The organism is Marivirga lumbricoides (genome assembly GCF_014636295.1).
In the GTDB taxonomy this organism is placed as follows: Bacteria; Bacteroidota; Bacteroidia; order Cytophagales; family Cyclobacteriaceae; genus Marivirga; species Marivirga lumbricoides.
The window spans coordinates 36,459-62,778 of sequence record NZ_BMEC01000016.1; the positions used below are offsets into that span (position 1 = coordinate 36,459).

Annotated in this window: 18 protein-coding genes; 8 read left to right on the plus strand and 10 right to left on the minus strand. The window is 38.3% G+C overall.

Annotated features, from left to right (window positions below; all coding sequences use genetic code 11):
* Positions 1–19: 19 nt before the first annotated feature.
* Complete coding sequence (locus IEV85_RS21270) at positions 20–907, minus strand: diacylglycerol/lipid kinase family protein (protein ID WP_229712683.1); 888 nt, start codon at positions 905–907, stop codon at positions 20–22.
* Between the two features lie 231 nt (positions 908–1,138).
* Between IEV85_RS21270 and IEV85_RS21275 the strand changes: the two genes are divergently transcribed.
* Positions 1,139–1,969 carry an App1 family protein phosphatidate phosphatase gene (locus tag IEV85_RS21275; protein WP_188467292.1) on the plus strand — a complete coding sequence of 277 codons (831 nt, stop codon included), beginning with the start codon at positions 1,139–1,141 and terminating at the stop codon, positions 1,967–1,969.
* A 118-nt stretch (positions 1,970–2,087) separates the two neighbouring features.
* Positions 2,088–2,720, plus strand: a complete 633-nt coding sequence (locus IEV85_RS21280; RefSeq protein ID WP_188467293.1) for a peroxiredoxin — start codon at positions 2,088–2,090, stop codon at positions 2,718–2,720.
* Positions 2,721–2,907: 187 nt separating this feature from the next.
* On the opposite strand, the gene IEV85_RS21285 is transcribed toward IEV85_RS21280, so the two are convergent.
* Entirely contained in the window at positions 2,908–4,047 is a 1,140-nt protein-coding gene (locus tag IEV85_RS21285) for an NAD(P)/FAD-dependent oxidoreductase (protein WP_188467294.1), read from the minus strand.
* 143 nt (positions 4,048–4,190) lie between these two features.
* On the opposite strand from IEV85_RS21285, the gene IEV85_RS21290 reads away from it, so the two are divergent.
* The 3 genes from IEV85_RS21290 (at position 4,191) to IEV85_RS21300 (ending at position 10,793) form a co-directional block, all read left to right on the plus strand.
* Positions 4,191–6,623: an efflux RND transporter permease subunit gene (locus tag IEV85_RS21290; protein WP_188467295.1), complete on the plus strand. Its 2,433-nt coding sequence runs from the start codon at positions 4,191–4,193 to the stop codon at positions 6,621–6,623.
* Between the two features lie 10 nt (positions 6,624–6,633).
* Complete coding sequence (ileS, locus tag IEV85_RS21295) at positions 6,634–9,987, plus strand: isoleucine--tRNA ligase (protein ID WP_188467296.1); 3,354 nt, start codon at positions 6,634–6,636, stop codon at positions 9,985–9,987.
* A gap of 206 nt (positions 9,988–10,193) precedes the next feature.
* Positions 10,194–10,793, plus strand: a complete 600-nt coding sequence (locus IEV85_RS21300; RefSeq protein WP_188467297.1) for a lipoprotein signal peptidase — start codon at positions 10,194–10,196, stop codon at positions 10,791–10,793.
* 3 nt (positions 10,794–10,796) lie between these two features.
* Here the strand turns inward: IEV85_RS21300 and IEV85_RS21305 are convergent, their stop codons facing one another.
* From IEV85_RS21305 to IEV85_RS21325, 5 genes are all read right to left on the minus strand, one after another.
* Positions 10,797–12,488, minus strand: a complete 1,692-nt coding sequence (locus IEV85_RS21305; RefSeq protein WP_188467298.1) for an ATP-binding protein — start codon at positions 12,486–12,488, stop codon at positions 10,797–10,799.
* A gap of 141 nt (positions 12,489–12,629) precedes the next feature.
* A complete protein-coding gene (locus IEV85_RS21310; protein WP_188467299.1) occupies positions 12,630–13,427 on the minus strand; it encodes a J domain-containing protein in 798 nt (265 codons plus the stop codon).
* A complete protein-coding gene (locus IEV85_RS21315) occupies positions 13,420–13,575 on the minus strand; it encodes a hypothetical protein (protein ID WP_188467300.1) in 156 nt (51 codons plus the stop codon). Before IEV85_RS21315 ends, IEV85_RS21310 begins: the two co-directional genes overlap by 8 nt.
* Positions 13,575–15,314 (minus strand): M14 family metallopeptidase, encoded by a 1,740-nt coding sequence (locus IEV85_RS21320; protein WP_188467301.1) that lies wholly within the window; start codon positions 15,312–15,314, stop codon positions 13,575–13,577. Before IEV85_RS21320 ends, IEV85_RS21315 begins: the two co-directional genes overlap by 1 nt.
* Positions 15,315–15,510: 196 nt before the next feature.
* A complete protein-coding gene (locus IEV85_RS21325; protein ID WP_188467302.1) occupies positions 15,511–15,930 on the minus strand; it encodes an Ohr family peroxiredoxin in 420 nt (139 codons plus the stop codon).
* 471 nt (positions 15,931–16,401) lie between these two features.
* Between IEV85_RS21325 and gltB the strand changes: the two genes are divergently transcribed.
* The 3 genes from gltB to IEV85_RS21340 all read left to right on the plus strand — a co-directional run bounded on the left by gltB (position 16,402) and on the right by IEV85_RS21340 (position 22,977).
* Entirely contained in the window at positions 16,402–20,928 is a 4,527-nt protein-coding gene (gene gltB / locus IEV85_RS21330; protein ID WP_188467303.1) for a glutamate synthase large subunit, read from the plus strand.
* On the plus strand, positions 20,928–22,382 hold the full coding sequence (locus tag IEV85_RS21335) for a glutamate synthase subunit beta (RefSeq protein ID WP_188467304.1): 1,455 nt from the start codon (positions 20,928–20,930) through the stop codon (positions 22,380–22,382). Before gltB ends, IEV85_RS21335 begins: the two co-directional genes overlap by 1 nt.
* Positions 22,383–22,584: 202 nt before the next feature.
* The gene (locus tag IEV85_RS21340) at positions 22,585–22,977 is read left to right on the plus strand and encodes an STAS/SEC14 domain-containing protein (RefSeq protein WP_188467305.1); all 393 of its coding nucleotides are present in this window, start codon (positions 22,585–22,587) and stop codon (positions 22,975–22,977) included.
* Between the two features lie 342 nt (positions 22,978–23,319).
* Here IEV85_RS21340 and IEV85_RS21345 read toward each other — a convergent pair whose 3' ends face one another.
* From IEV85_RS21345 to IEV85_RS21355, 3 genes are all read right to left on the minus strand, one after another.
* Positions 23,320–24,195 (minus strand): alpha/beta hydrolase fold domain-containing protein, encoded by an 876-nt coding sequence (locus IEV85_RS21345; RefSeq protein ID WP_229712684.1) that lies wholly within the window; start codon positions 24,193–24,195, stop codon positions 23,320–23,322.
* Positions 24,196–24,244: 49 nt separating this feature from the next.
* Complete coding sequence (locus IEV85_RS21350) at positions 24,245–25,327, minus strand: alkene reductase (RefSeq protein ID WP_188467307.1); 1,083 nt, start codon at positions 25,325–25,327, stop codon at positions 24,245–24,247.
* A 75-nt stretch (positions 25,328–25,402) separates the two neighbouring features.
* Entirely contained in the window at positions 25,403–26,308 is a 906-nt protein-coding gene (locus IEV85_RS21355) for an NmrA family NAD(P)-binding protein (RefSeq protein ID WP_188467308.1), read from the minus strand.
* Positions 26,309–26,320: the final 12 nt, after the last annotated feature.

Below are 26,320 nucleotides of genomic sequence, written 5' to 3' on the forward strand. Positions count from 1 at the left end.
TATATCGATAAACTACGGACTAATAAAGAGAATGGCGTAAAGGCATAATCACCTGTATTGCTCCTTTCTTAATATCTACTTCCACTTCTTTTACATCGCCTTTGAGTTCTCCATCTATTTGAAGAAGTTCATTGGTATGGCATAATATTTTAGCGTGATCTGTTTTATAAATATCAACAAACTCAGAGTTGTTGACATCCCCAAAAAAGGAGCTGAAAGTAAGAGAAACCAGTTCTCCAAACGGAATCGGTTTAAAAACAACAATTTCAAACTTACCATCACTCATAGAACTATCCGGATTAATAATAGCCCCGGTACCATAGCTGGAAGCATTTGCAAAAACAATCATTTCAGCTTCCACTTCAAATGACTTACTGTTCAATTCCACAGTAAAAAAAGTAGATTGCTTGTCCCTCAGCGAATTGAAAAATGATCGGGCATAAGCCAATTTCCCCCTATCACCACTCTCTTCAAAGTCCTTGATCATCTTAGCATTAAAGCCCACATCGCTCAAGTGCAAAGAAATATGCTCCTTATTGATAACTACTACATCGGTAGGGTTGGCTTGGCCTTCAAAAATAATTTCCAGGCTTTCCTCCACATCCTCAGGAATTTCCAATTCACTCGCTAAACCATTGGCTGATCCTAAAGGAATGATGCCTAATTCAATCCCTGTATCTAACAATACCCTCGCCACTAAATTAACAGTTCCGTCCCCTCCACAGGCCACCACTGCTTTTGGTTGGTATTTTGTAACCTGGTCCTTTACTTTCTCGTGATCATTCTCTCCGGTGGTGGTGTAAATTGTATATTCTCTGTTATATTTATAGCAGGTACTTTCAATTATACTTTCCAACTCAGATTTGTCGGTAGTCCCCGATTTCGGGTTGATAATAAATAAATACATTGACTGGGCCATGATAGTTTAACTAAAAAATAGAGTATTATTTTACGTGCTTTAAATATACGACTTGCCCTTTACTTAAAACGAGCATTAGGGATAATCTCTCCTCCACGGATCATTCCCTATAGAGGTTACGGAAGTAGAGAAAGAATTTATGTAAAAGGCCAGGTTTTAGAAAACAGACCTGATTTTATTTCTGAAGAAACAGATAAAAAACGAAAAAACATCAAGACCATGCTGGGCCGGTACTTCAGCACTCCTATTCCTGAAATGAAGGTTAAAATAAAACTTTCCGGACAGGAATTTGAGACTGTAAGTGATGAACTGGGCTATTTCAGCGAGTGGATCTATCCTGAAAAAACTATTGAGCCGGGCTGGCATCCTATTCATTTTTCTATTTGCGGAGAGGACGGCACCGATGTTTGTGTAAATACAGGGGAATTTCTGATGGTACATGATCATCCTGACTTTGGCGTGATTTCAGATATTGATGATACCGTCTTGGTTTCACATGCTACTCAAATTCTGAGAAAGCTCCGGCTTATTCTTACCAAAAATGCGAAAACCCGCTTACCCTTTGAAGGAGTGGCTAAATTTTACAGAAAACTACACAACGATAAAAACCCTGTATTCTATGTAAGTAGCAGCGAATGGAACCTATATGACTTTCTGGCTGATTTCTTTGAAATACGTAACATTCCTAAAGGCCCATTTTTGCTACAGGAGTTTAAATCAGGCTTTAGAGATTTATTTTTTAGCGGAGGTGGGAGCCATTTGCATAAAATACAAAAAATTCAGCGACTGATGAACCTTTATCCCGGGCTCAATTTTATACTGATTGGTGACAGCGGCCAGCGCGACCCGGAAATTTACAAAAAAGCCCTACATGAATTTCCGGGAAGAATCAAAGCTGTGTATATCAGAAAGATAGGCAAGAAAGACGAGTTCGAAGAAGAAACCATCAAACTTTTCAAAGAAAAAGGGGTGGAACTCCTAATGATGGAAACCACTAAACAGGCTCGTCAGCATGCGCTTAAAATGGGCTATATCACTTCTGATAACTGATAAAATGGTAGAAAGATTATGCCTGTTTTACAATGCTAAAAAAAATAAAGATTTCCTGAACAGCATCATTTACAATACGTTATAATGTTTCAACATTAACAATTAAAACAATAGTAAAATGAGCTTAAGAATTGGAGATGACGCACCTAACTTTCAGGTAGAAACCACTGAAGGTAAAATTGATTTTCACGAGTGGTTAGGTGACAGCTGGGGAATATTATATTCTCATCCGGCTGACTATACACCAGTGTGTACCACCGAACTAGGAAGAACCGCCCAACTGAAACCGGAATTTGATAAGCGTAACACTAAAGTATTAGCTGTTAGTGTAGACGATCTGGAATCGCATCAGGGGTGGATAAAAGATATTAATGAAACGCAGAATACAGTAGTTAACTTTCCTATAATTGCTGATCCCGAAAGAAAAGTGGCCCATTTGTACGACATGATCCACGAAAAAGCTTCAGCAACAGCTACTGTGCGTTCTGTATTTTTCATTGGCCCTGATAAAAAGATTAAAGCCAGTTTGACTTATCCTGCTTCTACAGGGAGAAATTTCGCAGAGATTTTAAGAGTAATTGATTCTTTACAGTTAACTGCGAGGTTTAGCGTGGCTACTCCTGCAGACTGGGTACAAGGTCAGGATGTGGTGATAGCTCCAGCCATTAAGGACGAGGATATTCCTGCTAAATTCCCGAAAGGCCATAAAGTAATTAAGCCTTATTTGAGAACTACCCCACAGCCGGAATAAAATATTAGTTTACAACAGACAGGTTTAAAAACAGATTCTCCCTGAGGATCTGTTTTTTTTATGTCGTCAATCCTTTGAAAAAGGGAATCTGTTGATTTAAACCGCAGGTTTAAATATCACAATTCGGGCATTTAACCCTTTATTAATTTTTATGAATTCCAATTATAAAAATGAGTTATGCCTAATATTAAAACACCTTCCCATGTGTCTGTAAAACGATATTTCTGCCTATTTCAGGAAATCCCTTTACAAGATTAACTGCCATTTTAGATCTGAAAGCATTGCCAAATAAGTTCTGAGTGGTTCTGCCAATCCACAGCCTTTTAGAAAAATGCTTTTTCCACTCACTGGAATATCTCTGCTCTACTCCTTTTCTGCTTTTTATTTTGCCATCATAAAAGTCGTTCAGAATGCTGGCCGCTATATACCCGGAATGAATAGCCATCGCCATACCATTGCCACATAAAGGAGTAATTAAACCTGCCGTATCACCTGCCATTAACATGTGATTTTCTACATTTTGTTTCTTGCTGAAACTGATTTCATTAATCACCTCCGGCTTCTCTCTCAAAAAAACAGCCCTTGTTAAAATATCTTTCAATAGCGGATTCTGGTGAAGCACAGCCGACTCCATCTCCCCAATTGAACCATAATTCTTCATATTTTCTCTTCTGCTTAGATAGCAAATATTCACCATATTATGCTCCACATGGCTTACCCCACAGTAACCTCCCGGAAAGTTATACAGCCCTATAGTATCTTTAGGATAATCAACATAAGCATGGTATTTTACTCCTAAAAAAGGACTTTTCTTTTTAATAAAATTTCTATCGAATTGCTTATCCAGCCTAGAGCGCTTGCCATAAGCATTAATCACAAACTCTGCCTGAAGACTATCCCCGTTTTTCAACCCAACCTGAAATTTGTCTGCCTGAAAATCAATAGAAGTCACCTCAGTGCCACAGCGTACATCCACACCTAAGCTTATTGCTTTCTGAAATAAAAACTGATCAAAATGATATCTGCTGATGCCAAATCCCCCAAGAGGCAATTGAATTTCCGCTGTTTTGCCATCTATATCTGCCAATAAAAAACGGTTAAGTTTCGAAGGAGCAAAATGTTCGGGAAATAAATCCATTCGCTTCAGAAAAGGCACCACTTCATTGGAAATATATTCCCCGCAAACCCGATGAAAAGGATAGAACTTCTTTTCAATGAGCATAACCGGATAATTATTTTTGGCCAAAGTAATAGCAGCTGTTAACCCTGCCAAGCCCCCTCCTACAATGATTATTTTTTGTTGATTTTCTTCCAAACTCACGATCATTTCTTTCGATAAACAAGCTAAGCTTTAAGTAGTTTACCATGTTCAGATAAGATTTGGTAAAAATACTACATCTTTTCGGAAAAGCTTCCCTTTAAAGGCCACAGCACACTAAAAATTGTTACCTTTGTGGCTTGTTTAGAAATATGTGGACGAAATTAGCTCATAACGTAATAAAATTCAGGCTTCCTCTCATTATCACTCTGGCATTAATCACCATTTTTATGGGATATCGTGCCAAAAATGTGGAGATGGATTATGACCTGGCTCAAATGGTTCCTGATACAGATGTTGACTTCATCGCTTTAAATAAATTCAAAGAAGTTTATGGTGATGATGGCAATATTTTAGCCATTGGAATGAAGGATAGCAGCCTTTATACCCCGGAAAATTTTACCCGACTCAATTACCTGGCACGTGCTATTAATGACATAATCGGGGTTAACAATGTACTATCCATTGCCAATCTTCAGCAAATTCAAAAAAACACTGAGGAACAGCGCTTTGAAATTAGTCCGATGGTGGATGATCTGCCTCAAACGAAGGTTCAGCTTGACAGCCTTTTAACCAGAATTGTAGATCAGAAATTTTATTCCGGCCAACTACTTAATCTGGAAACAGGCGCCACTGCGGTAATTATTTCTGTAGATGAAAAAGTTTTGAATTCCGCTGACAGGCAAAGGCTCATGCAGGATATCATTCAGGTTGGCGAAGCTTTTCAGGAGAAAACCGGTATAGAATTACACTACGCAGGCCTTCCTTTTGTACGCTCGGTAATGATGGGAAAAGTAAAGCAGGAGATCATCAAGCTATTAGTGCTTTCTGTCTTGATCACTGCCTTTATTTTGCTGCTGTTTTTCCGATCATGGGATGCTGTAGTTTTTCCCCTTTTGGTTATTTTCTCAGTGGTTATCTGGTCGGTAGGTACACTGGATCTGCTGGGTTATAAAATCACAATACTTACAGGTCTAATCCCTACCATCATAGTGGTTATCGGAATCCCTAACAGTATTTACCTGCTTAACAAGTACCATCAGGAATTTGAGAAACACGGCAATAAAATAAAGGCCATCAGCACAATTGTTCGCAAGATTGGCGTAGTTACTTTAATCACTAACTTCACCACTGCTGTTGGCTTTTTAGTGTTGGCTGTTACAGACATTAAACTGTTGCGCGAATTTGGTATTGTTACTGGTATCAACATATTTGCTACCTTTCTTGTAAGTATTATATTAATTCCTGCAGTTTTTTCTTATTTGCCTAAGCCAGGTAGAAAACAGTTGAAGCATCTTAATTTTAAGATGACAGACTTTATGGTGGAATGGCTAACCAAAGTAGCGCAAAAGCATAGAGCAAAATCTTACATCATTACTATTATTGTTGTAATCATCGCTTTCATCGGGGTTTTTAAAATCAATTCCATCAGTTTTATGATTGATGATTTGCCTGAGGATGGTAAAACAAAAACTGACTTAAGATTTTTCGAAAAAAACTTCAGCGGTATTATGCCTCTGGAAGTGACCATCGACACGAAAAAGAGACGTGGCATAGTTCAGCTCAACACCCTGAGGAAAATTGAGGAATTTGAACAATTTTTAGATAGTATTCCTGCCATCAGCAAACCGGTTTCAATTGTAAACATGATCAAAGCTGCACGCCAGGCATATTATAATAACAATGCAGCATTTTATGACCTTCCTACTCAGCGGGATTATGGCTTTATCATGCGTTACCTAAAACAGGAAGAAGGCAGCGAATCTGTAATGAGCAATTTTACTGATACAGAATTACAGGAAATGCGGATTTCTTTAAAAGTAGCTGATATTGGTTCGGATAAAATGGATATTTTACTGGAGGATGTTATAAAGCCGAGAATGCATCAGATTTTTGAAGATACAGACTTTGAAATTACGGTAACAGGCACCACTCCTATCTTCATTAAAGGAAACCGGTATTTAGTAGAGAATTTGAGACTTAGTTTAATTGTGGCATTTATTGTAATAGCAATTGTGATGGGACTTTTATTTTCTAATGTGAAAATGATCCTCATTTCGCTAATTCCTAATATGATTCCCCTAATTATCACTGCTGGTGTAATGGGATATTTTGGAGTGCCTCTAAAACCTAGTACTGCATTAATATTTAGTATTGCATTTGGGATTTCAGTGGATGACACCATTCACTTTTTAGCCAAATACAGGCAGGAGCTTTTTGCCAACAACTTTTTGGTACCAATTGCCGTGACAAAAACCCTTAAAGAAACCGGCAAGAGCATGATTTACACATCCATTGTTCTATTCGCAGGTTTTATTGTATTTGTGGCTTCAGACTTTGGAGGTACTGTAGCTCTGGGTTTCTTAACTTCAGCTACCCTTTTAGTGGCTATGCTTACTAATTTGATAGTTTTACCGGCACTTTTACTTACTTTTGACAATGGTAAAAGAAGGAGGGATGTTCACCCGATAATAGAACAATACGATGACAATTTCTATCTGGCTTCTGATGATGAGGAGATAGATTTAAAACAGATTACTAAAGAAAGAACCAGCTCAGAAACTGATGATTCTGAGGAAAAATAAGCGATAAACAATGGGTCAATATAAAGAGTACAAAAACCTTAACTATGCCGAACTGGCAGATGAGATATTAGCTTTCTGGAAAGAAAATAACATATTCCAACAATCTATTGATACGCGTTCCGGCAATCCTACATTCACATTTTACGAAGGGCCACCTTCAGCCAATGGTACTCCGGGAATTCATCACGTAATGGCCAGAACGGTGAAAGATATTTTTTGTCGTTACAAAACTTTAAAAGGTTTTCAGGTAAAAAGAAAAGGTGGATGGGATACGCATGGCCTTCCGGTAGAACTACAGGTTGAAAAAGAATTAGGTATCACTAAAGAAGATATTGGTAAAAAAATATCTGTAGAAGAATATAATCAGAAATGCCGTGAAGCGGTAATGAAATTTAAGGATGAGTGGGACGATCTTACCCGGAAAATGGGCTATTGGGTCGATCTGGATAATCCCTACATTACTTTTGAGAGAGATTACATGGAAACACTTTGGCACCTGCTAAAGAAATTCTATGATAAAGGTTTATTGTACAAAGGTTACACAGTTCAGCCATTTTCTCCTAAAGCCGGAACAGGCTTAAGCTCACATGAGTTAAATCAGCCCGGAACCTACAGAGATGTAAAAGACACTTCAATCACCTCTCAATTTAAAGTAAAGAAGAGCGAAAAATCTGCTTTTCTTTTTGAAGAAGAGAATGAAGACGTGAGAATTCTGGCATGGACTACCACGCCATGGACTTTGCCTTCCAACTGTGCGCTGGCTATAGGCGAAAAAATAGATTATGTAAAGGTAAAAACTTATAATCCATATACTTACCAACCGGTTTCTGTAATACTTGCCAAAGCCTTGGTAGGTAAGCATTTCTCTGAAAAAGCCAGGGAGCTTGCACTTTCTGATTATAAAGCAGGTGATAAACTCATCCCATTTGAAATAAAGCAGGAATTTAAAGGAACCGACTTAGTGGAAATCCGCTATGAGCAGTTGCTGCCTTACGTAACTAATGAAAATCTTGAAAAGAATGCTTTTAGAGTTATTCCGGGAGACTTTGTGACTACTGAAGACGGTACCGGGATTGTACATACTGCATCAGTTTTTGGAGCGGATGACTTTAGAGTGGCGCAACAAAATAATGTGCCGGCTGTAATGGTAAAAGATGAGCTAGGCCATGATGCACCTCTTGTGGATAAGCAGGGAAGATTTGTGAAGGAAGTAACCGATTTTGCAGGCCGATATGTGAAAGAGGAGTATTATGAAGATGAGGTTAGAAATGAGTCCGACTTTAAGCCTACTGATGTGCTTATTGCGATCAAACTGAAGGAAGAAAATAAAGCATTTAAAGTAGAAAAGTACGAGCACTCCTACCCGCATTGCTGGAGAACTGATAAGCCGATTTTGTATTATCCTTTGGATTCATGGTTTATCAAAACTACTGCCATGAAGGATAGGTTGGTTCAACTTAACAACACCATTAACTGGAAGCCTGCTTCTACGGGAGAAGGCAGATTTGGAAACTGGTTGGAAAATCTGGTTGACTGGAACCTGAGCAGGTCAAGATATTGGGGAACGCCATTACCAATCTGGGTAACAGAAGATAGAAAAGAAATCAAATGCATCGGCTCACTGGCAGAATTAAGAGAAGAAGTAAATGCATCTGTTAATGCAGGTTTTATGCAAGATGCTTTACCGGAGGATTTTGACTTACACCGACCTTACGTGGATGATGTCATTTTAGTGAGTGAATCCGGTAAGCGCATGTTTCGTGAGCCTGATCTGATTGATGTTTGGTTCGATTCAGGAGCAATGCCTTATGCACAATGGCATTATCCATTTGAAAACTCAGAAGAATTCGAAAGGAATTATCCTGCAGATTTTATTGCAGAGGGAGTAGACCAAACAAGAGGTTGGTTTTTTACACTTCATGCTATTGCCGGGATGTTATTTGACAAAGTAGCATTCAAAAATGTAATTGCAAACGGACTTGTATTGGATAAAGAAGGTAATAAAATGTCCAAAAGATTGGGCAATGCCATCAATCCGTTTGAAACTTTGAAAAAATACGGTCCCGATGCCACCCGTTGGTACATGATCAGTAATGCAAACCCATGGGATAACCTGAAGTTTAATTTAGCCGGTGTTGAGGAAGTTCAGCGTAAATTCTTCGGAACCTTGCAAAATACTTATAACTTCTTCGCTTTATATGCTAACCTTGATGGCTTCACCTTTGAGGGAGGTTATATACCTGTTGAAAAAAGAACAGAAAGCGACAGATGGATTTTATCCAAACTGAACACTTTGATAAAGTCAGTAGACGAAGCTTATAATCAATATGAGCCAACACGCGCAGCCAGACTGGTTCAGGATTTTGTAACTGATGATTTGAGTAACTGGTATGTTCGATTGAACAGAAAACGTTTCTGGAAGGGCGAATATAACGAAGATAAAAAGATTGCTTACCAGTCTTTATATGAGTGTCTGGAAAAAATAGCAATTATTTCAGCACCAATAGCTCCATTCTATTCAGAGTCTTTATTTAAAAGTTTAAATGAAGTAAGCAAAAGAAGTGAATCAGCATCTGTGCATTTGGTAGATTTCCCTGAGGTAAACCAGCAGGTGATAGACTTACAACTTGAGCAAAGAATGAGTCTGGCGCAACAAATCAGCTCTTTAACACACTCATTACGTAAGTCACAGAAAATAAAGGTAAGGCAACCGCTTCAGAGAATTTTAGTACCCGTTTTGAACCCTGAGGTAAAAAAGCAGATTGCAGCTGTAGAAGATTTAATTCTTTCCGAAGTAAACGTAAAGGAAGTAGAATATCTTGACGATGCTTCCGGTGTACTGGTAAAGAGCATTAAACCTAATTTCCGCAAGCTTGGGCAGCACTTTGGACCTAAAATGAAAGAGGTTGCTGCTATTATTAATGACTGGGGTCAGGATGAAATCGCTACTATTGAAAAAAACAATGCGTATGAAATTACTGTAGATGGAGAAGCAGTTACTTTATCGCTTGAAGATGTTGAGATTACTTCCAAGGATATACCGGGATGGTCAGTTGCTACTGAAAATGGCATCACCGTTGCCTTGGACATTACCATTAATGAAGAACTCAGAAAAGAGGGAGTAGCCAGGGATTTAGTGAATCGCATCCAGAATTTAAGAAAAGATAAAGGACTGGAAGTTCAGGATAAAATTCATGTGGCAGTGGAAAAAGGAAACAAGTTGGTAGAAGAAGCTATTCTACAAAACAAAACCTATATTTGTGCTGAAACTCAGGCTCTTTCATTAGACTTAAAAGATGAATTATCCGAAAGTACAAGCTTAGAAATAGATGATTTGACAATTAAGTTATTCATTTCCTTGTAAGTTAAACCTTTGAATTAGCCATACGCTTGCTTAATGGCTAATTCAGCAAGAGTTATGACCAATAAATGTTCAATTTATATACGCATGAAATAGCCATCATCTGAGAAAAACAACCTGGGATACATATTTGAAAAAATTCTTGAGTTGTTAGGAGTTCTACTGGTTTTAGCTATTTCATGTGGTTATTAAAAACATATTTTATACACATGAAATATTATAAATATTTTTTCCTGGCCCTTGCTGTTATTGTTCTTGATCAGGCAGTTAAGCTGTTCGTTCATTTTAACATGGAGTTGGGAGCAAATGGCCAGATTACTGTGTTTGGAGATTGGTTTAAATTATATTACACATTAAATCCCGGAATGGCTTTTGGAATGCAATTCGGATCTGAATTTGGTAAGTTAGGCCTCTCCTTATTTCGGCTTGTTGCAATGTTTTTCATTGCCTATTATTTGTATAGGTTAGCGAAGGATGATACCCACCCTGGCGTACTTTGGAGCCTTGCTTTAATATTGGGTGGTGCCATGGGAAATGTGCTGGATAGTACCTTTTATGGCGTATTATTAGATAATGCACCTTATGACGCCATTACACCCTGGTTCCACGGGCAGGTAGTGGATATGTTTTACATTGATATTTGGGAAGGCAGAGTAGCTGAGTGGGTACCTTTCTGGGGAGGTGATTATCTCTCTCTCTGGCCGATTTTTAATATAGCTGATGCTTCAATTTTTGCAGGAGTAGCTATTATTTTAATATTTCAAAAGCGTTTCTTCAAAGCAATGAAGCAGGAAGTAGTAAATGAGTAAATCTCAAGGCATTTCTACTTTTGAAATATCTATTCTAAGAATAAATTTACATCCTTCATCAGGCTTACTTATTACTTCGATTTGCGCATCCAGGGCCTCCACCTGAGTTTTTACTAAATAAAGACCGAGTCCCTTTCCTTCTACGTGAAAATGAAATCTTTTGTAGAGGCCAAATAATTTATCTCTGTCTCTCTCCAAATTGATACCCATTCCGTTGTCACTAACAGTTATTAGTACAAATTCGCCCTCTACTGTTGATGAAATATGTATAAGAGGGGCTTTATCAGGCTGCCTGTACTTAATGGCATTACTAATTAAATTATAAAAGATACTCTCAAAATAAACAGGTATAGAGTAGAGTACTGGGAAATCAGTAAAGTCAGTCGTGAGTTGCGTGTTTGTCACCTCTATCTCATTTCTCAATATATCTCGCAGCTTTTTGATAATAGCATCCAAACTAATTCTCTCTATTCGATTAGTGCTTGCTTTTTGAATAAGCAAAACCTCACTGATATCACTAATCACCTGATTAAGCTCTTTAGAAGCTATTTGCATCATCTTAATGATACGTTGCTTATCCTCTTCACCTTCAGAGCTGTCCATTAAACTACCCAATCCTAAGAGTCTTGCAATAGGTGCACGTAAATTATGAGAAATGATATAGGCAAATTGCTCCAGCTTACTATTTTGAGCAATCATCTCTTGGTTGGTACCTTTCAATTCTTCATTTTGTTTACTTACTTCATTATTTAGTTCTTTAATGCGCAGTTCCAATAAATTTTGCTGTTTTTCTATAGTCAGTTTTGCTTCCCTCAGTTCAAGATTTTGCTTTTCCAAAGCTTCATTTTTCTCCCTGATTAATTGTTGCTTTTGCATCAGCCGAATGTTTCGTAATTGAATCTCATCATTTTGAGTACTTATTTCTTCATTCTGTGCCATTATCTCTTCGCTGGAGGCCAAAATTTCATCTGTTCTCTCCCGCACAAGTTTTTCTAGAGTCATATTTTGATCTTGAAGGATTTTGTTTTTTTCCTTCTCAAGCTGGCTCAGTTGTTTAGACAGTTTGAGGGAGCGGGAATTATAAAAAGCAAAATATAGCAAAGTAGGCATGCTTATAATAAACAATATTATCTGCAACCAATAGGAGTTATTAACAGCACTTTTGAAACTTTTTTCTGCATTTTTGGAAATTTCATCAACATATGTGGCAACTCGATCATTAAATCCATGACTCTCAACTGCTACTGAAAAGCCTCTATCCTCTTCTATTAATTCTATAGCTCTCTCAATATTTCCATTATCTAAATGTTTTGCTATTTCCTCTTCAACAAAGCTAAAATATTCAGTAACTAAGCTTTTAACGTAAAAAAAGTCTTCCATGAAATAACCCAATGAAAGAAGTTCTTTTTCAAGATAATTAAATCTTTTGGAAAGCTGTGAAACTGCTGTATCTCTAGGAATAGTATACATTTTTTTATTTAGCCCTATTACATAAGCTCTTAAACCTAAATCAACTAAATGCAAACCTTGACGAATACCTTGAGCATTGGTTTTAACCCTTTCACAAACTTCAATTAACCTTTGATTTTCATTTATTCTTCTTCCATTTTGGTAAATGAGAAATATATTCAATAACATTAATATGCCAATTAATGCAACAATAATGTAAACTTTTATTCCAGATTTACTATTCATATACTATAAACATAATAGAGGACATGATAGTAAATTAGCAAGAATATTTTGTATTTAAAAACACAAACCGAATATTTATTAAGTACTTTAATACTTTTCCGGTAAGCTTACAAAAAGCTATAAAGACAATTCCAGCGCCCTTTAGAAAAGCAAAAAAAGCTGCATCAAAAATGAAAAAATGATCAGAATGACCATTGTTAGTTTGTAATCATTGTTTTTGAGGATAAGAAAATAAAAAAGCGAGCAGACTAATACAATCGCAATGAGGAAGCCAAATACGTTATAGATATTATAGCTCGGGGCATAAGATAGATTTCCGGAAGAATTATAAAGGGTTTTTATCTGCTTAAAAACTGGCGTAACAATTAATTTATAGTGAGAGCCTCTTTTAAACTCATTTTTCACTTTTGAATCTAGCAACATTCTATAGTCTCCCTCAAATGTCAATTCAGTGTAAAGAGAGCGTTTACTTCCACTTCGGGAATTATTCTCAACTATATTTTCCTTTTTTATTAGTATGCGCTGCTTTTCTGTACTTAAGAGAAAATAATCAGCAACTAAACCAATATTGAATAATGTTATCACAATAATGATAATGCGCACCCTTAGAAAGATCATCTTAAACATTTGCTCTTTCAGCTCACGTTCTTTTCTTTTCTTAGCCCAGTATCTCTTTCTCTGTTCCTCTCTGTAATGATCCTGATAAACGGGTTGAGCATTAGCTTCGTAAAGTTTCTTAGGTGGTTCAGGGTGCTTTTTGAGGTAGCTATATGCCGCATTAATCGCTTTAAATTTCTCTCCGGAATCTCCATAGAACACATCCGGATGGTACTTTTTAGATAGCCTTCGATAAGAGTCTTTCATTTCCCTCGGGGTAGCACCCTCAGCAATACCTAATATCCTGACAGATTGATAATAAAGATGCTCAGTACTACTCATCTTTACCGGTCAAAAAACCATACCCTAATCCTAAAGAAAAGCCAATACCAATTCCTAGTGAAATATTCCCTAATAAGTAACCCAATAATGCTCCGAGCATCACCCCAATAAATAGTTTTAAAAAAGGACTTTTCAAGAGTCTATTCATTACCTGAACAACCTGTAAACCGGGTATCTTAAATGAGCATCTTCATAATGATCGGAGCGCTTAAAAATCCAATCAAGCTGCGCATAATTACTTTTGGCAAAGGTGGAATCTTGCTCCTTCTTTGCTTTAAATTTAGCTTTATCCTCATCAGAGAAATTCTCAAAGATGCCTTTTGCTTTTTCTTCAAAAACATAATCTGAAAACCCTTCTTTCTGTTGTAGAATGGTGTCGAAGAAGTTCCAGTTAAAAAAAGAGTCTTGTGCTTCAGGCTCCAAGACCTCAACAATGTAACGCTTGGCTTTTTGGTTTACAGGAATGAGATAATCTCCCTTTCGTAGTTTTAGCGAAATCTTTTCAGGTTGCACCTCTGTATTATAATGCAGATAATGACCCTCGTAAGGTGATTTAGTGGTTTCAAAATCTTTTATATTGTATGACTGAACCTGCAATACAGTATCCCTTTCAATTTTTGTAAGTTTTACCTCATTTGCTTGTAAACGCTCAATTACATTTTGCCACGCCTGAGAGATTACGTAATAGTCAGGTAATTTTACTTTTTTAGTTACTACATACTGATTAAAAAAAGGAACTTCTTTTACGAAAGGTTGGTCTCGATGATATTTTAACAAAGGCTGACCTGTTAATTCACTCTCAGGATAAGAAGTCTCAAAACCTTTAAGGGTAATCATTTTAAAATCATCATCGTTATTCTCCCATTGTACGGGCAGGCTATCTGCTTTTAATAGTTTTTCACTCTCAGACTTTCTTAAAGTTTTGATTTTTTCTTTTTGGGCTGCACTCAACTCAGCAACTGTCATTAAAAAATCGTAATTCGTTTTTACCCTTTTGTCATAATCTTTCCACATATGACTCTCAGTCATAAAGCCGATGGTTTGAAATAAGGTAGTATAGCCACTCGTATACCTGGCAGCATCCCAGAACTGAGTCCAACCTTCTTCTGGTGATTTTCCATGAACATTTACATAAGGCACAGGATCATTCCCTTTTGCTACCATAGCTTCGAAAATTAAAGGTTCAAAAGTACCTTCAAGGTAATCCCCTAGCTCTCCACCCAGTTTATTATGCTGAGTGCTTAAAACTGTAAGCACATGCTGATGATCCGTGCCATTGGTAACATGTGTATCCACAAAAACATCGGGATCCAGAGAGTGAAAGATTTCCACAAAAGAGAAAGCGTTTTTCGAATCCATTTTAATGAAGTCACGGTTAAGGTCCAGATTTTTTGCGTTTCCTCTGAAACCGTAAGACTCCGGCCCATTTTGATTCACTCGCCAGGTGCTATTCCTATTTAAGGCACCTCCTATATTATAGAATGGGATGACAGCGATCACAACATTATTTAGAAAAGGATATTTTTTGGGATTTTGTGCTAAGTCACGCAATAACATCATTGAAGCATCCACACCATCAGGCTCACCGGGATGAATAGCATTATTGATAAGAAAAACCGTTTTACTGCCGTTCTTTATTTCCGAGAGGTCAAATTTTTCAGCAAGATTGAGAATAACCAGGTGTAAAGGTTCACCACTGTCGGTTGAGCCCATCTCCAACATTTTTATAACTGGAAAAGCTTTATCCAGATCTTGATAATAGCTTATTCCCTCTTGATAGGTAGCTGTTTCTTTACCGCCAGATTTTTCAAAAGGAGTAAGTAATTTTTGAGCTTGAATACTTGAAAAACAAAATAATAAACAGATGGAGAAATTGAAGAACTTCATTATTAGACTAACTTTTTTGTAAAGGAGCAAATTACGAAAAGTTCTTTGACTTTCTGAAGCTTTAAAGAGGCATATAATAAGTAAGGCTTATTTAAAGAAATAATTGAGGTACATGTTAAATTCTGTAGCATGTTAAGTACTAAAAGTTGTGCAATAGGGAACGCCACCATTGCACAACTATATTGTCAGCGTAGATTTAATCCACTAAAGTCAATTTCACTTCAATATTGCCTCGTGTAGCATTGGAGTAAGGGCAAGCCTGGTGAGCTGCCTCCAATAATTCCTGAGCTCTTTCACGCTCTATACCAGGAATTTTCACTAAGAGTTCTACTGCTAAACCAAAACCTTTGGAGGGCAGCTGACCAATTCCTACTTTAGCAGTTACCTCTGTATTCTTTACAGGCTCTTTCTTCATACCTGCTACCATATTCAATGCACTATCGAAACACGCAGAATACCCTGCTGCAAATAATTGTTCAGGATTGGTAAATTCTCCACCTTGTCCACCAAGTGATTTTGGCATTCTCACTTCCAGGTCTAACACTTTATCAGATGATTGCACCTTTCCATTTCTTCCGCCAGTTGCTGTAGCTTCCGCTTCATATAATACTTTCATATTCACATTAAATTTTAATTGTAATAAAGATTTAATTAATCGTCCAGTGTCAGTTACTAAAAACTGATTTAGCACGATTCACTTTTCAAAATTATTAAATCTTACGAAATTAAATCGCTTACGATTCAATTTTGAAGAATTATTTTTATTTTAAATGATTAATTCAGACAAAAGTTAGTAGTCATTTCCAAAACATTCTCTCCACGATAAACATATTTCTTATTTTATACCTTATAAAGAGAGATAGACAGCATCTGTTAAAAATACAATTAAGAAATATTAATTGTTACATTGCTTTATCTCCCAATTTTTCGTCTTTATAATTAATTTTTCGCGCTGAAAAATTTTGAATTTTAAAATACTTAGTGTAAATTAGACACTAAGTGTGCTTTTGTGTTTTCTGATTCAGAAGATTATCCTGCTAAACAGGCGCATATAATTCATTATTTAAGATTACAATCAATATTTTTTATGAATAACAGATCACTATATAATCCTGCTTTTGAACATGATGCATGTGGCATAGGCTCCATCATTAATGTAGACGGGAAGAAAGAATTCCAGCTAATTCAAGATGCATTGGACATGCTTGAAAACATGGAACATAGAGGAGGTACAGGCTCAGATGCTCAAACGGGAGATGGTGCAGGGATCCTTCTTCAAATAGATGCTGATTTTATTAACATTGTTTCAAAGCAAGCAGGGATTGATATTGATAGATCTAAGCCTGTTGGCATTGGAATGGTATTTTTTCCTAAAATGACTAAAGTAGCTGATAGCTGCAAAGAAATATTTCAACAGCATGCTGAAGAGCTAGGCTTAGAAATATTAGGATATAGGGAAGTACCTGTTGATCATAAAATTCCTGGTACAGGAGCCAGACCTGTTGAGCCCGCAATAGAGCAGGTTTTTATTCAGCCTATTGAAAAAACTTCAGAGGAAGAGCTTGAGCGAAAGCTTTTTGTACTAAGAAATTACACCACCCATTATATAGGAAATAATATTCAGGGTAATAATAAGGCTTTTTATGTATGCAGCCTGTCCACTAATACTATTATTTATAAGGGCCAACTCCGTACTAATCAATTAAGACCTTATTATAATGACCTCCGAGATCCACGATTGAAAAGTGCATTTGCCATTATTCACTCACGCTTTTCCACTAATACATTTCCTAACTGGAAGCTTGCTCAGCCTTTCCGGTTTATTTCTCATAATGGAGAGATAAATACAATAAGAGGCAATGTAACAAAAATGAAATCCAAAGAAGCGGGTTTTCAGTCAAAAGTTTTTTCTGACGATGAGTTAAACAAGCTTTTACCCATTACCAACCCTGAGCATTCTGATTCAGCCAATCTGGATTCCATAGTAGAAATGTTAGTGCTTGACGGCAGGCCATTGGAACATGTGATGATGATGATTGTACCAGAGGCCTGGCAAGATAATGATATGATGGATAAGGAACGTAAAGCTTTTTATAAATATCACGCCTCCATAATGGAACCATGGGATGGCCCTGCTGCACTCATTTTTACTGATGGCAAAAAAGTGGGAGCAACTTTAGACAGAAATGGCTTGAGACCATCAAGGTATTGTATCACTAAAAATAACAGATTAGTGATTGCTTCAGAAAGTGGTGCTTTAACTATCCCACCTGAAGACATCGTTAAGAATGGAAGACTTCAGCCGGGAAAAATGATAATGGCTGACATTGAAAGCAACAGAATTCTTTTTGATGATGAAATAAAAGCAAACATTACGCATAAAAAACCTTATACTGATTGGATTAATGCGCAAAGAGTAAAGCTAAGGCTTTTACCGGAACCAGAGCTGGAAGAAGAAATATTGACAGAAGAGCAGTTACTTCTGAAGCAAAAAGCTTATGGCTATACCTCAGAAGAATTGAAGGTAATTCTGGCGGATATGGCGCAAAGTGGTACAGAACCCATTGGTTCTATGGGTGCAGATACACCTCTTGCCATCTTAAGCAGGCAAAGCCAGCATATTTCCAATTACTTTAAACAGCTATTTGCGCAAGTAAGTAACCCTCCTATCGATCCTATTAGAGAAAGAATGGTGATGTCTTTATTTACGCGTGTAGGTGCAAGTTTAAACATTCTGGAAGAAAGCCCTTCACATGCCAAGCAGGTGCATATTTCCCAGCCAGTATTGCTGGACACCGATATCGCCAAATTTAAATACTTAAAAGACATGGGCTTTGAGTATGAGTTGATTGATTGTGTATTCAAGGCAGATGGTAAAGAAGGCAGGTTGGAAGAAGGGATTAATGCCATTTGTGTTCAGGCAGAAAGAGCTGCAGAAATGGGAAAAGTTGTTTTAATACTCTCTGACAAAAACATTGATAAAGACAATGCTCCTATTCCATCATTGCTTGCCACTGGGGCTGTACATCAACATCTTGTCAGCAAAAATCTAAGAACCAGAACCGGAATTATAGTTGAAGCAGGGGATGCAAGAGAAACTCATCATTTTGCCACCATTATTGGATATGGTGCCAGTGCTGTGAATCCTTATATGGCCATAAAAAGCATAGAGAATTTACACGATAAAGGCTTACTGAATAAAGAGATCACCAAAAAAGAGGCTGTTGCCAATTATCAGAAAGCAATAGGATATGGCTTATTGAAGATTCTTTCCAAAATGGGAATAAGTACACTGCAGTCGTACCAGTCGGCTCAGATATTTGAAGCACTCGGACTGGGTACACAAGTGGTAGAAAAGTGTTTTACAGGAACTATTTCACGTATTGAAGGAATGGACTTTGATGGTCTTGCCAAGGAAGTACTTGTAAGACATGTTCAGGCATACCCAGTTAATGGAAAAGTAAAGAAAGGGCTGGAAGTAGGTGGAATCTACCAATGGAAGCAAAGAGGAGAGAAACATCTTTTCAATCCGGAAACTATTCATTTGCTGCAGCAATCCACGCGAACAAATAACTTTTCTCTCTATAAAAAATATGCTTCCAAAATAAATGAGCAACTGAAAGATACCATTACTTTAAGAGGAATGTTTGAATTCAAAAAGCGAATTCCTATTTCTCTTTCTGAAGTGGAGCCTGCAGAAAAAATATTAAAAAGGTTTGCTACAGGCGCTATGTCATTTGGTTCTATCTCTCATGAAGCACATTCCACCCTCGCGATTGCCATGAATAGAATTGGTGCCAAAAGTAATAGCGGTGAAGGAGGAGAAGATGAAATTAGATTTGCCGTAAAACCTAATGGAGATTGGGAAAGATCAGCCATCAAACAGGTGGCATCTGGACGCTTTGGCGTAACAAGCTACTACCTTACAAACGCTGAAGAACTTCAAATTAAAATGGCACAAGGGGCTAAGCCTGGAGAAGGCGGACAGTTACCGGGCCACAAAGTTGATGATTGGATTGGGAAAGTGAGACATTCCACCCCGGGGGTAGGTTTAATTTCTCCTCCACCACACCATGATATTTATTCAATTGAAGATTTGGCCCAGCTTATTTATGACCTGAAAAATGCCAACAGAGCAGCCAGAATTAATGTGAAACTGGTTTCTCAGGCTGGCGTGGGAACCGTAGCAGCGGGTGTTTCCAAAGCCAATGCTGATGTTGTGCTCATTTCAGGTGCAGATGGGGGAACAGGAGCTTCTCCACTTAGCTCCATCAGACATGCTGGTCTACCGTGGGAGCTTGGCTTGGCGGAAGCACACCAAACTTTAGTGAAAAATGATTTAAGAAGCAGAATCACGGTTCAGTCGGATGGGCAAATAAGAACAGGAAGAGATTTAGCCATAGCTACATTATTAGGTGCTGAAGAGTGGGGCATTTCCACTGCCGCCTTAGTAGTGGAAGGTTGTATTATGATGAGAAAATGCCACACAAATACCTGCCCGGTGGGTGTTGCCACTCAAAACCCGGAGCTAAGAAAGCTATTTACCGGAAAACCGGAACATGTAGTGAATCTTTTCCGCTTTTTGGCAGAAGACTTAAGGGAAATTATGGCGCAGTTAGGCTTTAGAACTATTGATGAAATGGTCGGCCATTCAGAAGTACTGAAAGTAAGAAACGATGTGCCTCACTGGAAATTAAAAGATCTGGACCTAAGCCCTATCCTCTACCAGGAACATATTCCTGAACAAGTAGGGGTAGTTAAGCAAATCGATCAGGATCATGAATTAGAGGATGTGATGGATTGGAAAATACTCGATTTAGCCACACCTGCTCTTGAGAATGGTGAAGTGGTTAACCATGCATTATCCATTAACAACACCAACAGAGCAGTAGGCGCTATTCTTTCCAATGAAATAAGCAAAAGATACCATGGTGAAGGACTACCTGACAATACCATTAACTTTAAATTCCACGGATCTGCCGGACAAAGCTTTGGAGCCTTTTTAGCAAAAGGAGTAACTTTTGAAGTAGAAGGGGAATCCAACGATTATTTTGGAAAGGGTTTATCAGGAGGTCATCTGGTAATTTATCCACCTCGCACTACTCTTTTTAAAGCAGAGGAGAATATCATCATTGGTAATGTAGCTTTTTATGGAGCCACCTCAGGGAAAGCATTCATTAACGGAATGGCAGGTGAAAGATTTTGCGTAAGAAATTCAGGAGTGAGCACTGTGGTAGAAGGTGTTGGCGACCATGCCTGTGAATACATGACCGGAGGCCGGGTAGTTGTGCTTGGTGAAACCGGTAAAAACTTTGCAGCAGGTATGAGCGGTGGTATTGCTTATGTGCTGGATGATACCGAACAATTCAGACAGAATTGTAACTTAAGCATGGTAGGGCTTGATCCATTGGAACAAGAAGACATTCGCATTCTGAAAGAAATGATTGAAGACCACATCACCTATACTGATAGCGCCAAAGCCAAAGGTATAATGGCTGATTTTGATAAATATGTTAGTCGCTTTATAAAAGTAATACCTCATGATTATAAAAGGGTATTGCAGGAAAAAAAGCAAAAAGAAGAAGAAAAAACACCACAAAAGATAGTAGCATAATGGGACAGAAAGATGGATTTTTACAATATGACAGAGAGTTACCGGAAAGCAGACCTCCCAAAAAAAGAATAGAGGATTTTAAAGAAATATATCAACCCTTTCCAGAAGTTAAAACAAAAAACCAAGCTGCCCGATGCATGGACTGTGGCGTTCCTTTTTGCCATTCAGGTTGTCCATTGGGGAATATTATCCCGGAATTTAACGATGCGGTTTATCGTGAAAATTGGGAAGAAGCTACTGAAATTCTAGCCTCCACAAATAACTTCCCTGAATTTACAGGGAGGATTTGCCCTGCTCCTTGTGAAGCCAGTTGCGTGCTGGGCATTAATAAACCAGCGGTAGCTATTGAACATATTGAGAAAACAATAGCTGAAAAAGCCTTTGAATTGGGATATGTAAAAGTTACACCACCTGAAAAGCGCACAGAAAAAAGAGTAGCTGTAATTGGTTCAGGGCCTGCAGGGCTTGCTGCTGCCGATCAACTAAATAAGGCTGGCCATTGGGTAACTGTATATGAGAGAGATGACAGAGTGGGTGGATTATTACGCTACGGAATTCCTGATTTCAAGTTAGAAAAATGGGTTGTAGAAAGACGAATTACCTTAATGGAGGAGGAAGGTGTCCGTTTTAAAACCAATGCGGAAGTAGGGAAAAATATAAACCCTCAAATGTTAAAAGACGATTTTGATGCGATTGTAATTTGCACAGGTTCCACTGTTCCGCGTAACCTTCCTATTCCTGGTAGTGACCTAAAAGGAATCCATTTTGCTATGGAATTTCTTAAGCAACAGAACAAAGAGGTTTCAGGAGATGAGGTAGCTGATAAAATTAGCGCCAAAGGAAAGAATGTTGTAGTAATTGGCGGAGGTGATACCGGATCAGATTGCATTGGCACCTCCCACAGGCAGCACGCTGCTTCTGTTTTGCAATTAGAATTAATGCCCCAACCGCCTGAAAACAGAGGCGCACTAGATCCCTGGCCTCTTTGGCCAATGACACTTCGCACTTCTTCCTCTCATGAAGAAGGAGGAGAAAGAAGATGGGGAGTTCTTACTAAAGAATTCATTGGTGATGAAAAAGGTTTGACGCATATTAAACTGGTAGATATTGAATGGGTAAACCAGGGAGGCAGACAGAGCATGCAGGAAATACAGGGTACAGAACGTGAAGTACCTTGCGAACTAGCCCTTTTAGCCATTGGCTTCGTTCACCCTGAAGGCAATTTGCTGGAGAGCTTTGGAATTGAAAAGACAAAAGCAGGCACAGTAGCAGGGAATGGTTATCAAACCAGTGTGAATAATATATTTGCAGCTGGTGATGCCCGCAGAGGGCAATCGCTGGTAGTATGGGCAATTTCTGAAGGCAGAGAAGCAGCACGAGAAGTAGATAAGTTTTTAATGGGAAGTACAGAGCTTCCTTCGAAAAATGATTCCTTCTTTAGTGTAGCAGGCTAAATATCAATTTTTAAATTATTACTTAGCCATCAGGTTTATAATCTGATGGCTTTTTTAGTATCTCTTTAAGCGTATCCAAACTAGTTAAAACAGGGTGAGATGCTAAGTGATTAATGTTGAAACATTAATAAGAAAGCTTTCAAATTGGGAGCTAACATTTTTTGTAAATTTGAGCCCGGACCTCATCCTCGTAAAGCCACCTATGAAATTACCCAAGTATGCAACTATCAATAAAACTGATCCTTCTGCCATTATTATCACTTTCACAGGAAATAAAGATACAGACGAAGCCTTTAAGGAATATCTGTCCGAGCTAGAATCTTGTTATGAAGAAAGAGTAACCATTGGATTAATATTTGATGCCTCAAAAGCTATCATTCCAAAACTTAAGCATCAAAAAGAGCAGAAATTCTGGATTGAAAAGCATTGGGTGATGATCAAAACTTACTGCAAAGGAACCGCCTATGTAGTTCCTGGTATCCCTATGCGAGCTGTTCTTAGATTCATTCTTTCTTTTCAAAACCAGCCTACTATTTACAAAGTTTTGCCTTCTGTAGAAAGCGCAAGGGAATGGCTGGATGGGTTGGAAGCATAGATATAAATAGACTAAAAAGCAGGTGGATCGCGTTAAAAGATATTGGTATTAAAAAATTTACAAACTTTTGATTGCAAGGTGTATAGCACTTAACTTGTGGTGAGCTTCGAAGCACATTCATGTCAGATTACAACAAACTTACTTAAAAGCCCCAGACTTGAATTCACCACTTTTCCAGCCTAAGTTGCATGTCCTGCTGCCATAAATCGGAAAAAGTTTAAACCTAAACTCTCTAATTATTTTGATAGCTGAATAGACAAAAAAATAGGTGGATTTAATACCACCTATTTTTAGTTCAATCTCTAATGGCTCAGTTGACCATACCCGTGTCCCTGTATGAGTTCAATTAGCTGATATAAATTCCTTAATATCACCAATGGCTTCAACAGATGCAGGAGTATCGATATGGGAAAACACCCAAACGTGTTTCTGCCCTTCAAACTCTTTAAATTTAGCTTTGGCTTGTATTGGTTTTATAGAGCGGTATAAATTTTTAGAATCGTCATTGAGCACCTCATCAGTACCCACCAACAGGAACACCGGCGGAAATTTTGTGAACTTAATTTCACTGGGGTCTGCCTGAGCGATATTGTTTGAAGCATACATTAACGCATGACTGTATAGAAACTCCTTACTCAGAATCGGATCCACCTCTTTTTTCGTAATGTAAGACTCATTATCACCTTTTAAATCAATCCAGGGAGAAATTAGGACCAATTTGGAGGGTGCTTCGATTCCTGCTTTCTGTACGTCATTTACCAGAGATATCGCCAGTCCACCACCTGCACTGTCACCAATGACGGATATTTTATAGTTTGGATATTTCTTTTTCAATTCCCTATAAACAGCTAAGACCTCATTGTTTGCTGTAGGAAAGGGATGCTCGGGAGACAAAGAATACTCAATATATAATATGGCTTTATTCAACGATTTGGATAGATGAGTCAGCATGGCCTTATAAGCGGTGAAGGTTCCGTAAGTATAAACACCGCCATGTAAGTAGACTATGATCTCTTTTTGATTGATAAGGCTTTCGTTTAGCCAATATGTTTTTACTCCTGCTATGGTTGATTCATTTATGTTTACTGTACTATCCTCAGGGTATTCTTTACCCAGGGTTTCGTAAAAAGCCCTGAAGCCGTAGATTTTTTGCATTGTACTGTCTGCAATTGTCTGTGCATTTGTTGCTGTGTGAGTGAGTTGAATTATTATCAACATCACTACGGTTTTTAATATAGCTTTCATTTTTTCTAATTGTTATAGTTTTTTATTTATTTAATAATGGGTAATCAATATAACCTTGAGCTCCGCCACCGAACATGGTAGCCCTGTCTGGCTCATTCAGCTCAGCACCTAATTCGAATCGCTTTGGCAGATCGGGATTGGCTAAGAATAGGGTGCCGAAGGAGACTAATTGGGCGATTCCTTTCTCTATTTCCTCTTCAGCTGAATCTTTGTTGTATCCTGTGTTTGCGATCACAGGTTTGTTTATTCTGCTACCATACATTTCTACTTCATCCGCTGTTGGATATTGAGCTGGAGGAGGGAAGAAAGGATTCATTTTCATGAGTTCCACAAAGGCAAAATCCAGTCTATTTAGTTCATCAATCAGATACTTGTATGTGCCCTCAGGGTCGTCATAAAATATATCTCCGTATGGGTGGTATGCTGAAATTTTGATACCTACTTTATCACTACCCACTGCTGCTATTAATTCCTGCATGATTTCTAAAACGAACCTTGCTTTGTTTTCAAAACTTCCACCGTACTCATCGGTTCTTTGGTTGGCACTCTCTGCCAGGAACTGATTGGGTAAATACCCATTGGCCGCATGAAGCTCCACACCATCAAATCCAGCTGCTATGCCATTCTTAGCAGCTTGTCCATAATCTTTTACCGTTTGCTTGATCTCCTCAATCGTTATTTCCCGAGGCGTTTCATAATCCTTCAGGCCTTGTGAGGTAAAATGCTGCATTCCTTTAATCGCCACCGCAGAAGGTGCCAGAGGTAGTTTTCCGTTTCTATCCACAGAATGCCCCACTCGTCCTGTATGCCAAAGCTGAGCGATGATTTTACCTCCCTGCGCATGAACTGCCTCTGTCACTTTCCTCCATGCATCGATTTGCTCCTGAGTATAAATACCAGGGGTCAACGGACTGCCTATCGCTTCTTCACTAATGTTAATTGCTTCTGTGATGATCAATCCAGCACTAACTCTTTGTGTATAGTACTCAACCGTCATGTCACCAACTACTCCGTTGAGATCGGCACGGCTTCTGGTCATGGCAGACATGACCATTTTGTTTTTTAGCGTTAGATTTCCTAACTGTGTTTTCTCTAATAGTTTCATTTCGAATTGCTTTTCCTTTTTGAATTAATAATGATGTAAAGTTGATATTATGGATCGCCTTAAACTTGTATCAGATCACTGAGATTGTTGCTGATTAAATATTGGGAGATACACTTCATCGATGAACTGCTCTGCTGTGGTGTCTGTGGTAGTGGATGCATCTCGTTTCTGATAGTTAAAGATGCCATCCTTAATGGCCACTGCCATTCCCAATAGGTTGTCTACAAAATCCTCTGAAAATCCATTGCCCATAAAGATTTGTTTGGCTTGTTCTACCGGAATTTGCACATAGGGTAATTCCGGCTTGCCTATAGTCTGACCGATGATGTTAGTGAATTCCTTGTAAGTATAATCTCTTGGGCCCATAACAGCATGAACACTTTTGCCTGTAAAGTCGAGATTTGATAAATGTGCCGCTGCTACTTTGGCTACATCCTGGGTAGCCACCATCGGAATGGCGGTGTCTCCATCAGCTGCTGTACCGGCTATTCCCTTGGCTTTAACCAAACCAATAATCCTTAACCAGTTTTCCATGAAGTAGGCAGAGCGAATGTGTACCACGTTTACATTTTCTAATTGATTGAGTCGAACTTCCTGCTCTCCGGTGCCACCCATCATGCCATTACCTTCGTGCATGTGAGAACCCAGACTGCTCATGTTGACGATGTATTTGATGCCTGATTTCTCGATGGCCTGAATGTAGTTGCTGGTTACCTGACGTTGGTACGCCCTGGTGTTTTCTGCTTTTGGGTTGTCAGGCAAAATTAGGAAAGCACTATCTGCATTTTTGAATGCATTGGTAAGGGTTTTTACATCAGTGACATCACCACTAATTACCTCCGCACCCATATTTTTAAATTTTTCCAGTTTTTCTGTATGTCGAGCCATTACAGTTACCTGATGTCCTTCATTCAAAAGGATTTCTGAAATTTTGCTACCTACTGTTCCTGTAGCTCCGAGTATTACTATCTTCTTTTTCATTTGGTATTCTTT

Bases quoted from the DNA above. Each gene is read 5' to 3' on its own strand.
- IEV85_RS21270 (WP_229712683.1), bottom strand. From the start codon at position 907: ATGTATTTATTTATTATCAACCCGAAATCGGGGACTACCGACAAATCT.
- IEV85_RS21275 (WP_188467292.1), top strand. From the start codon at position 1,139: ATGCTGGGCCGGTACTTCAGCACTCCTATTCCTGAAATGAAGGTTAAA.
- IEV85_RS21280 (WP_188467293.1), top strand. From the start codon at position 2,088: ATGAGCTTAAGAATTGGAGATGACGCACCTAACTTTCAGGTAGAAACC.
- IEV85_RS21285 (WP_188467294.1), bottom strand. From the start codon at position 4,047: ATGATCGTGAGTTTGGAAGAAAATCAACAAAAAATAATCATTGTAGGA.
- IEV85_RS21290 (WP_188467295.1), top strand. From the start codon at position 4,191: ATGTGGACGAAATTAGCTCATAACGTAATAAAATTCAGGCTTCCTCTC.
- ileS (WP_188467296.1), top strand. From the start codon at position 6,634: ATGGGTCAATATAAAGAGTACAAAAACCTTAACTATGCCGAACTGGCA.
- IEV85_RS21300 (WP_188467297.1), top strand. From the start codon at position 10,194: ATGAAATATTATAAATATTTTTTCCTGGCCCTTGCTGTTATTGTTCTT.
- IEV85_RS21305 (WP_188467298.1), bottom strand. From the start codon at position 12,488: ATGAATAGTAAATCTGGAATAAAAGTTTACATTATTGTTGCATTAATT.
- IEV85_RS21310 (WP_188467299.1), bottom strand. From the start codon at position 13,427: ATGAGTAGTACTGAGCATCTTTATTATCAATCTGTCAGGATATTAGGT.
- IEV85_RS21315 (WP_188467300.1), bottom strand. From the start codon at position 13,575: ATGAATAGACTCTTGAAAAGTCCTTTTTTAAAACTATTTATTGGGGTG.
- IEV85_RS21320 (WP_188467301.1), bottom strand. From the start codon at position 15,314: ATGAAGTTCTTCAATTTCTCCATCTGTTTATTATTTTGTTTTTCAAGT.
- IEV85_RS21325 (WP_188467302.1), bottom strand. From the start codon at position 15,930: ATGAAAGTATTATATGAAGCGGAAGCTACAGCAACTGGCGGAAGAAAT.
- gltB (WP_188467303.1), top strand. From the start codon at position 16,402: ATGAATAACAGATCACTATATAATCCTGCTTTTGAACATGATGCATGT.
- IEV85_RS21335 (WP_188467304.1), top strand. From the start codon at position 20,928: ATGGGACAGAAAGATGGATTTTTACAATATGACAGAGAGTTACCGGAA.
- IEV85_RS21340 (WP_188467305.1), top strand. From the start codon at position 22,585: ATGAAATTACCCAAGTATGCAACTATCAATAAAACTGATCCTTCTGCC.
- IEV85_RS21345 (WP_229712684.1), bottom strand. From the start codon at position 24,195: ATGTTGATAATAATTCAACTCACTCACACAGCAACAAATGCACAGACA.
- IEV85_RS21350 (WP_188467307.1), bottom strand. From the start codon at position 25,327: ATGAAACTATTAGAGAAAACACAGTTAGGAAATCTAACGCTAAAAAAC.
- IEV85_RS21355 (WP_188467308.1), bottom strand. From the start codon at position 26,308: ATGAAAAAGAAGATAGTAATACTCGGAGCTACAGGAACAGTAGGTAGC.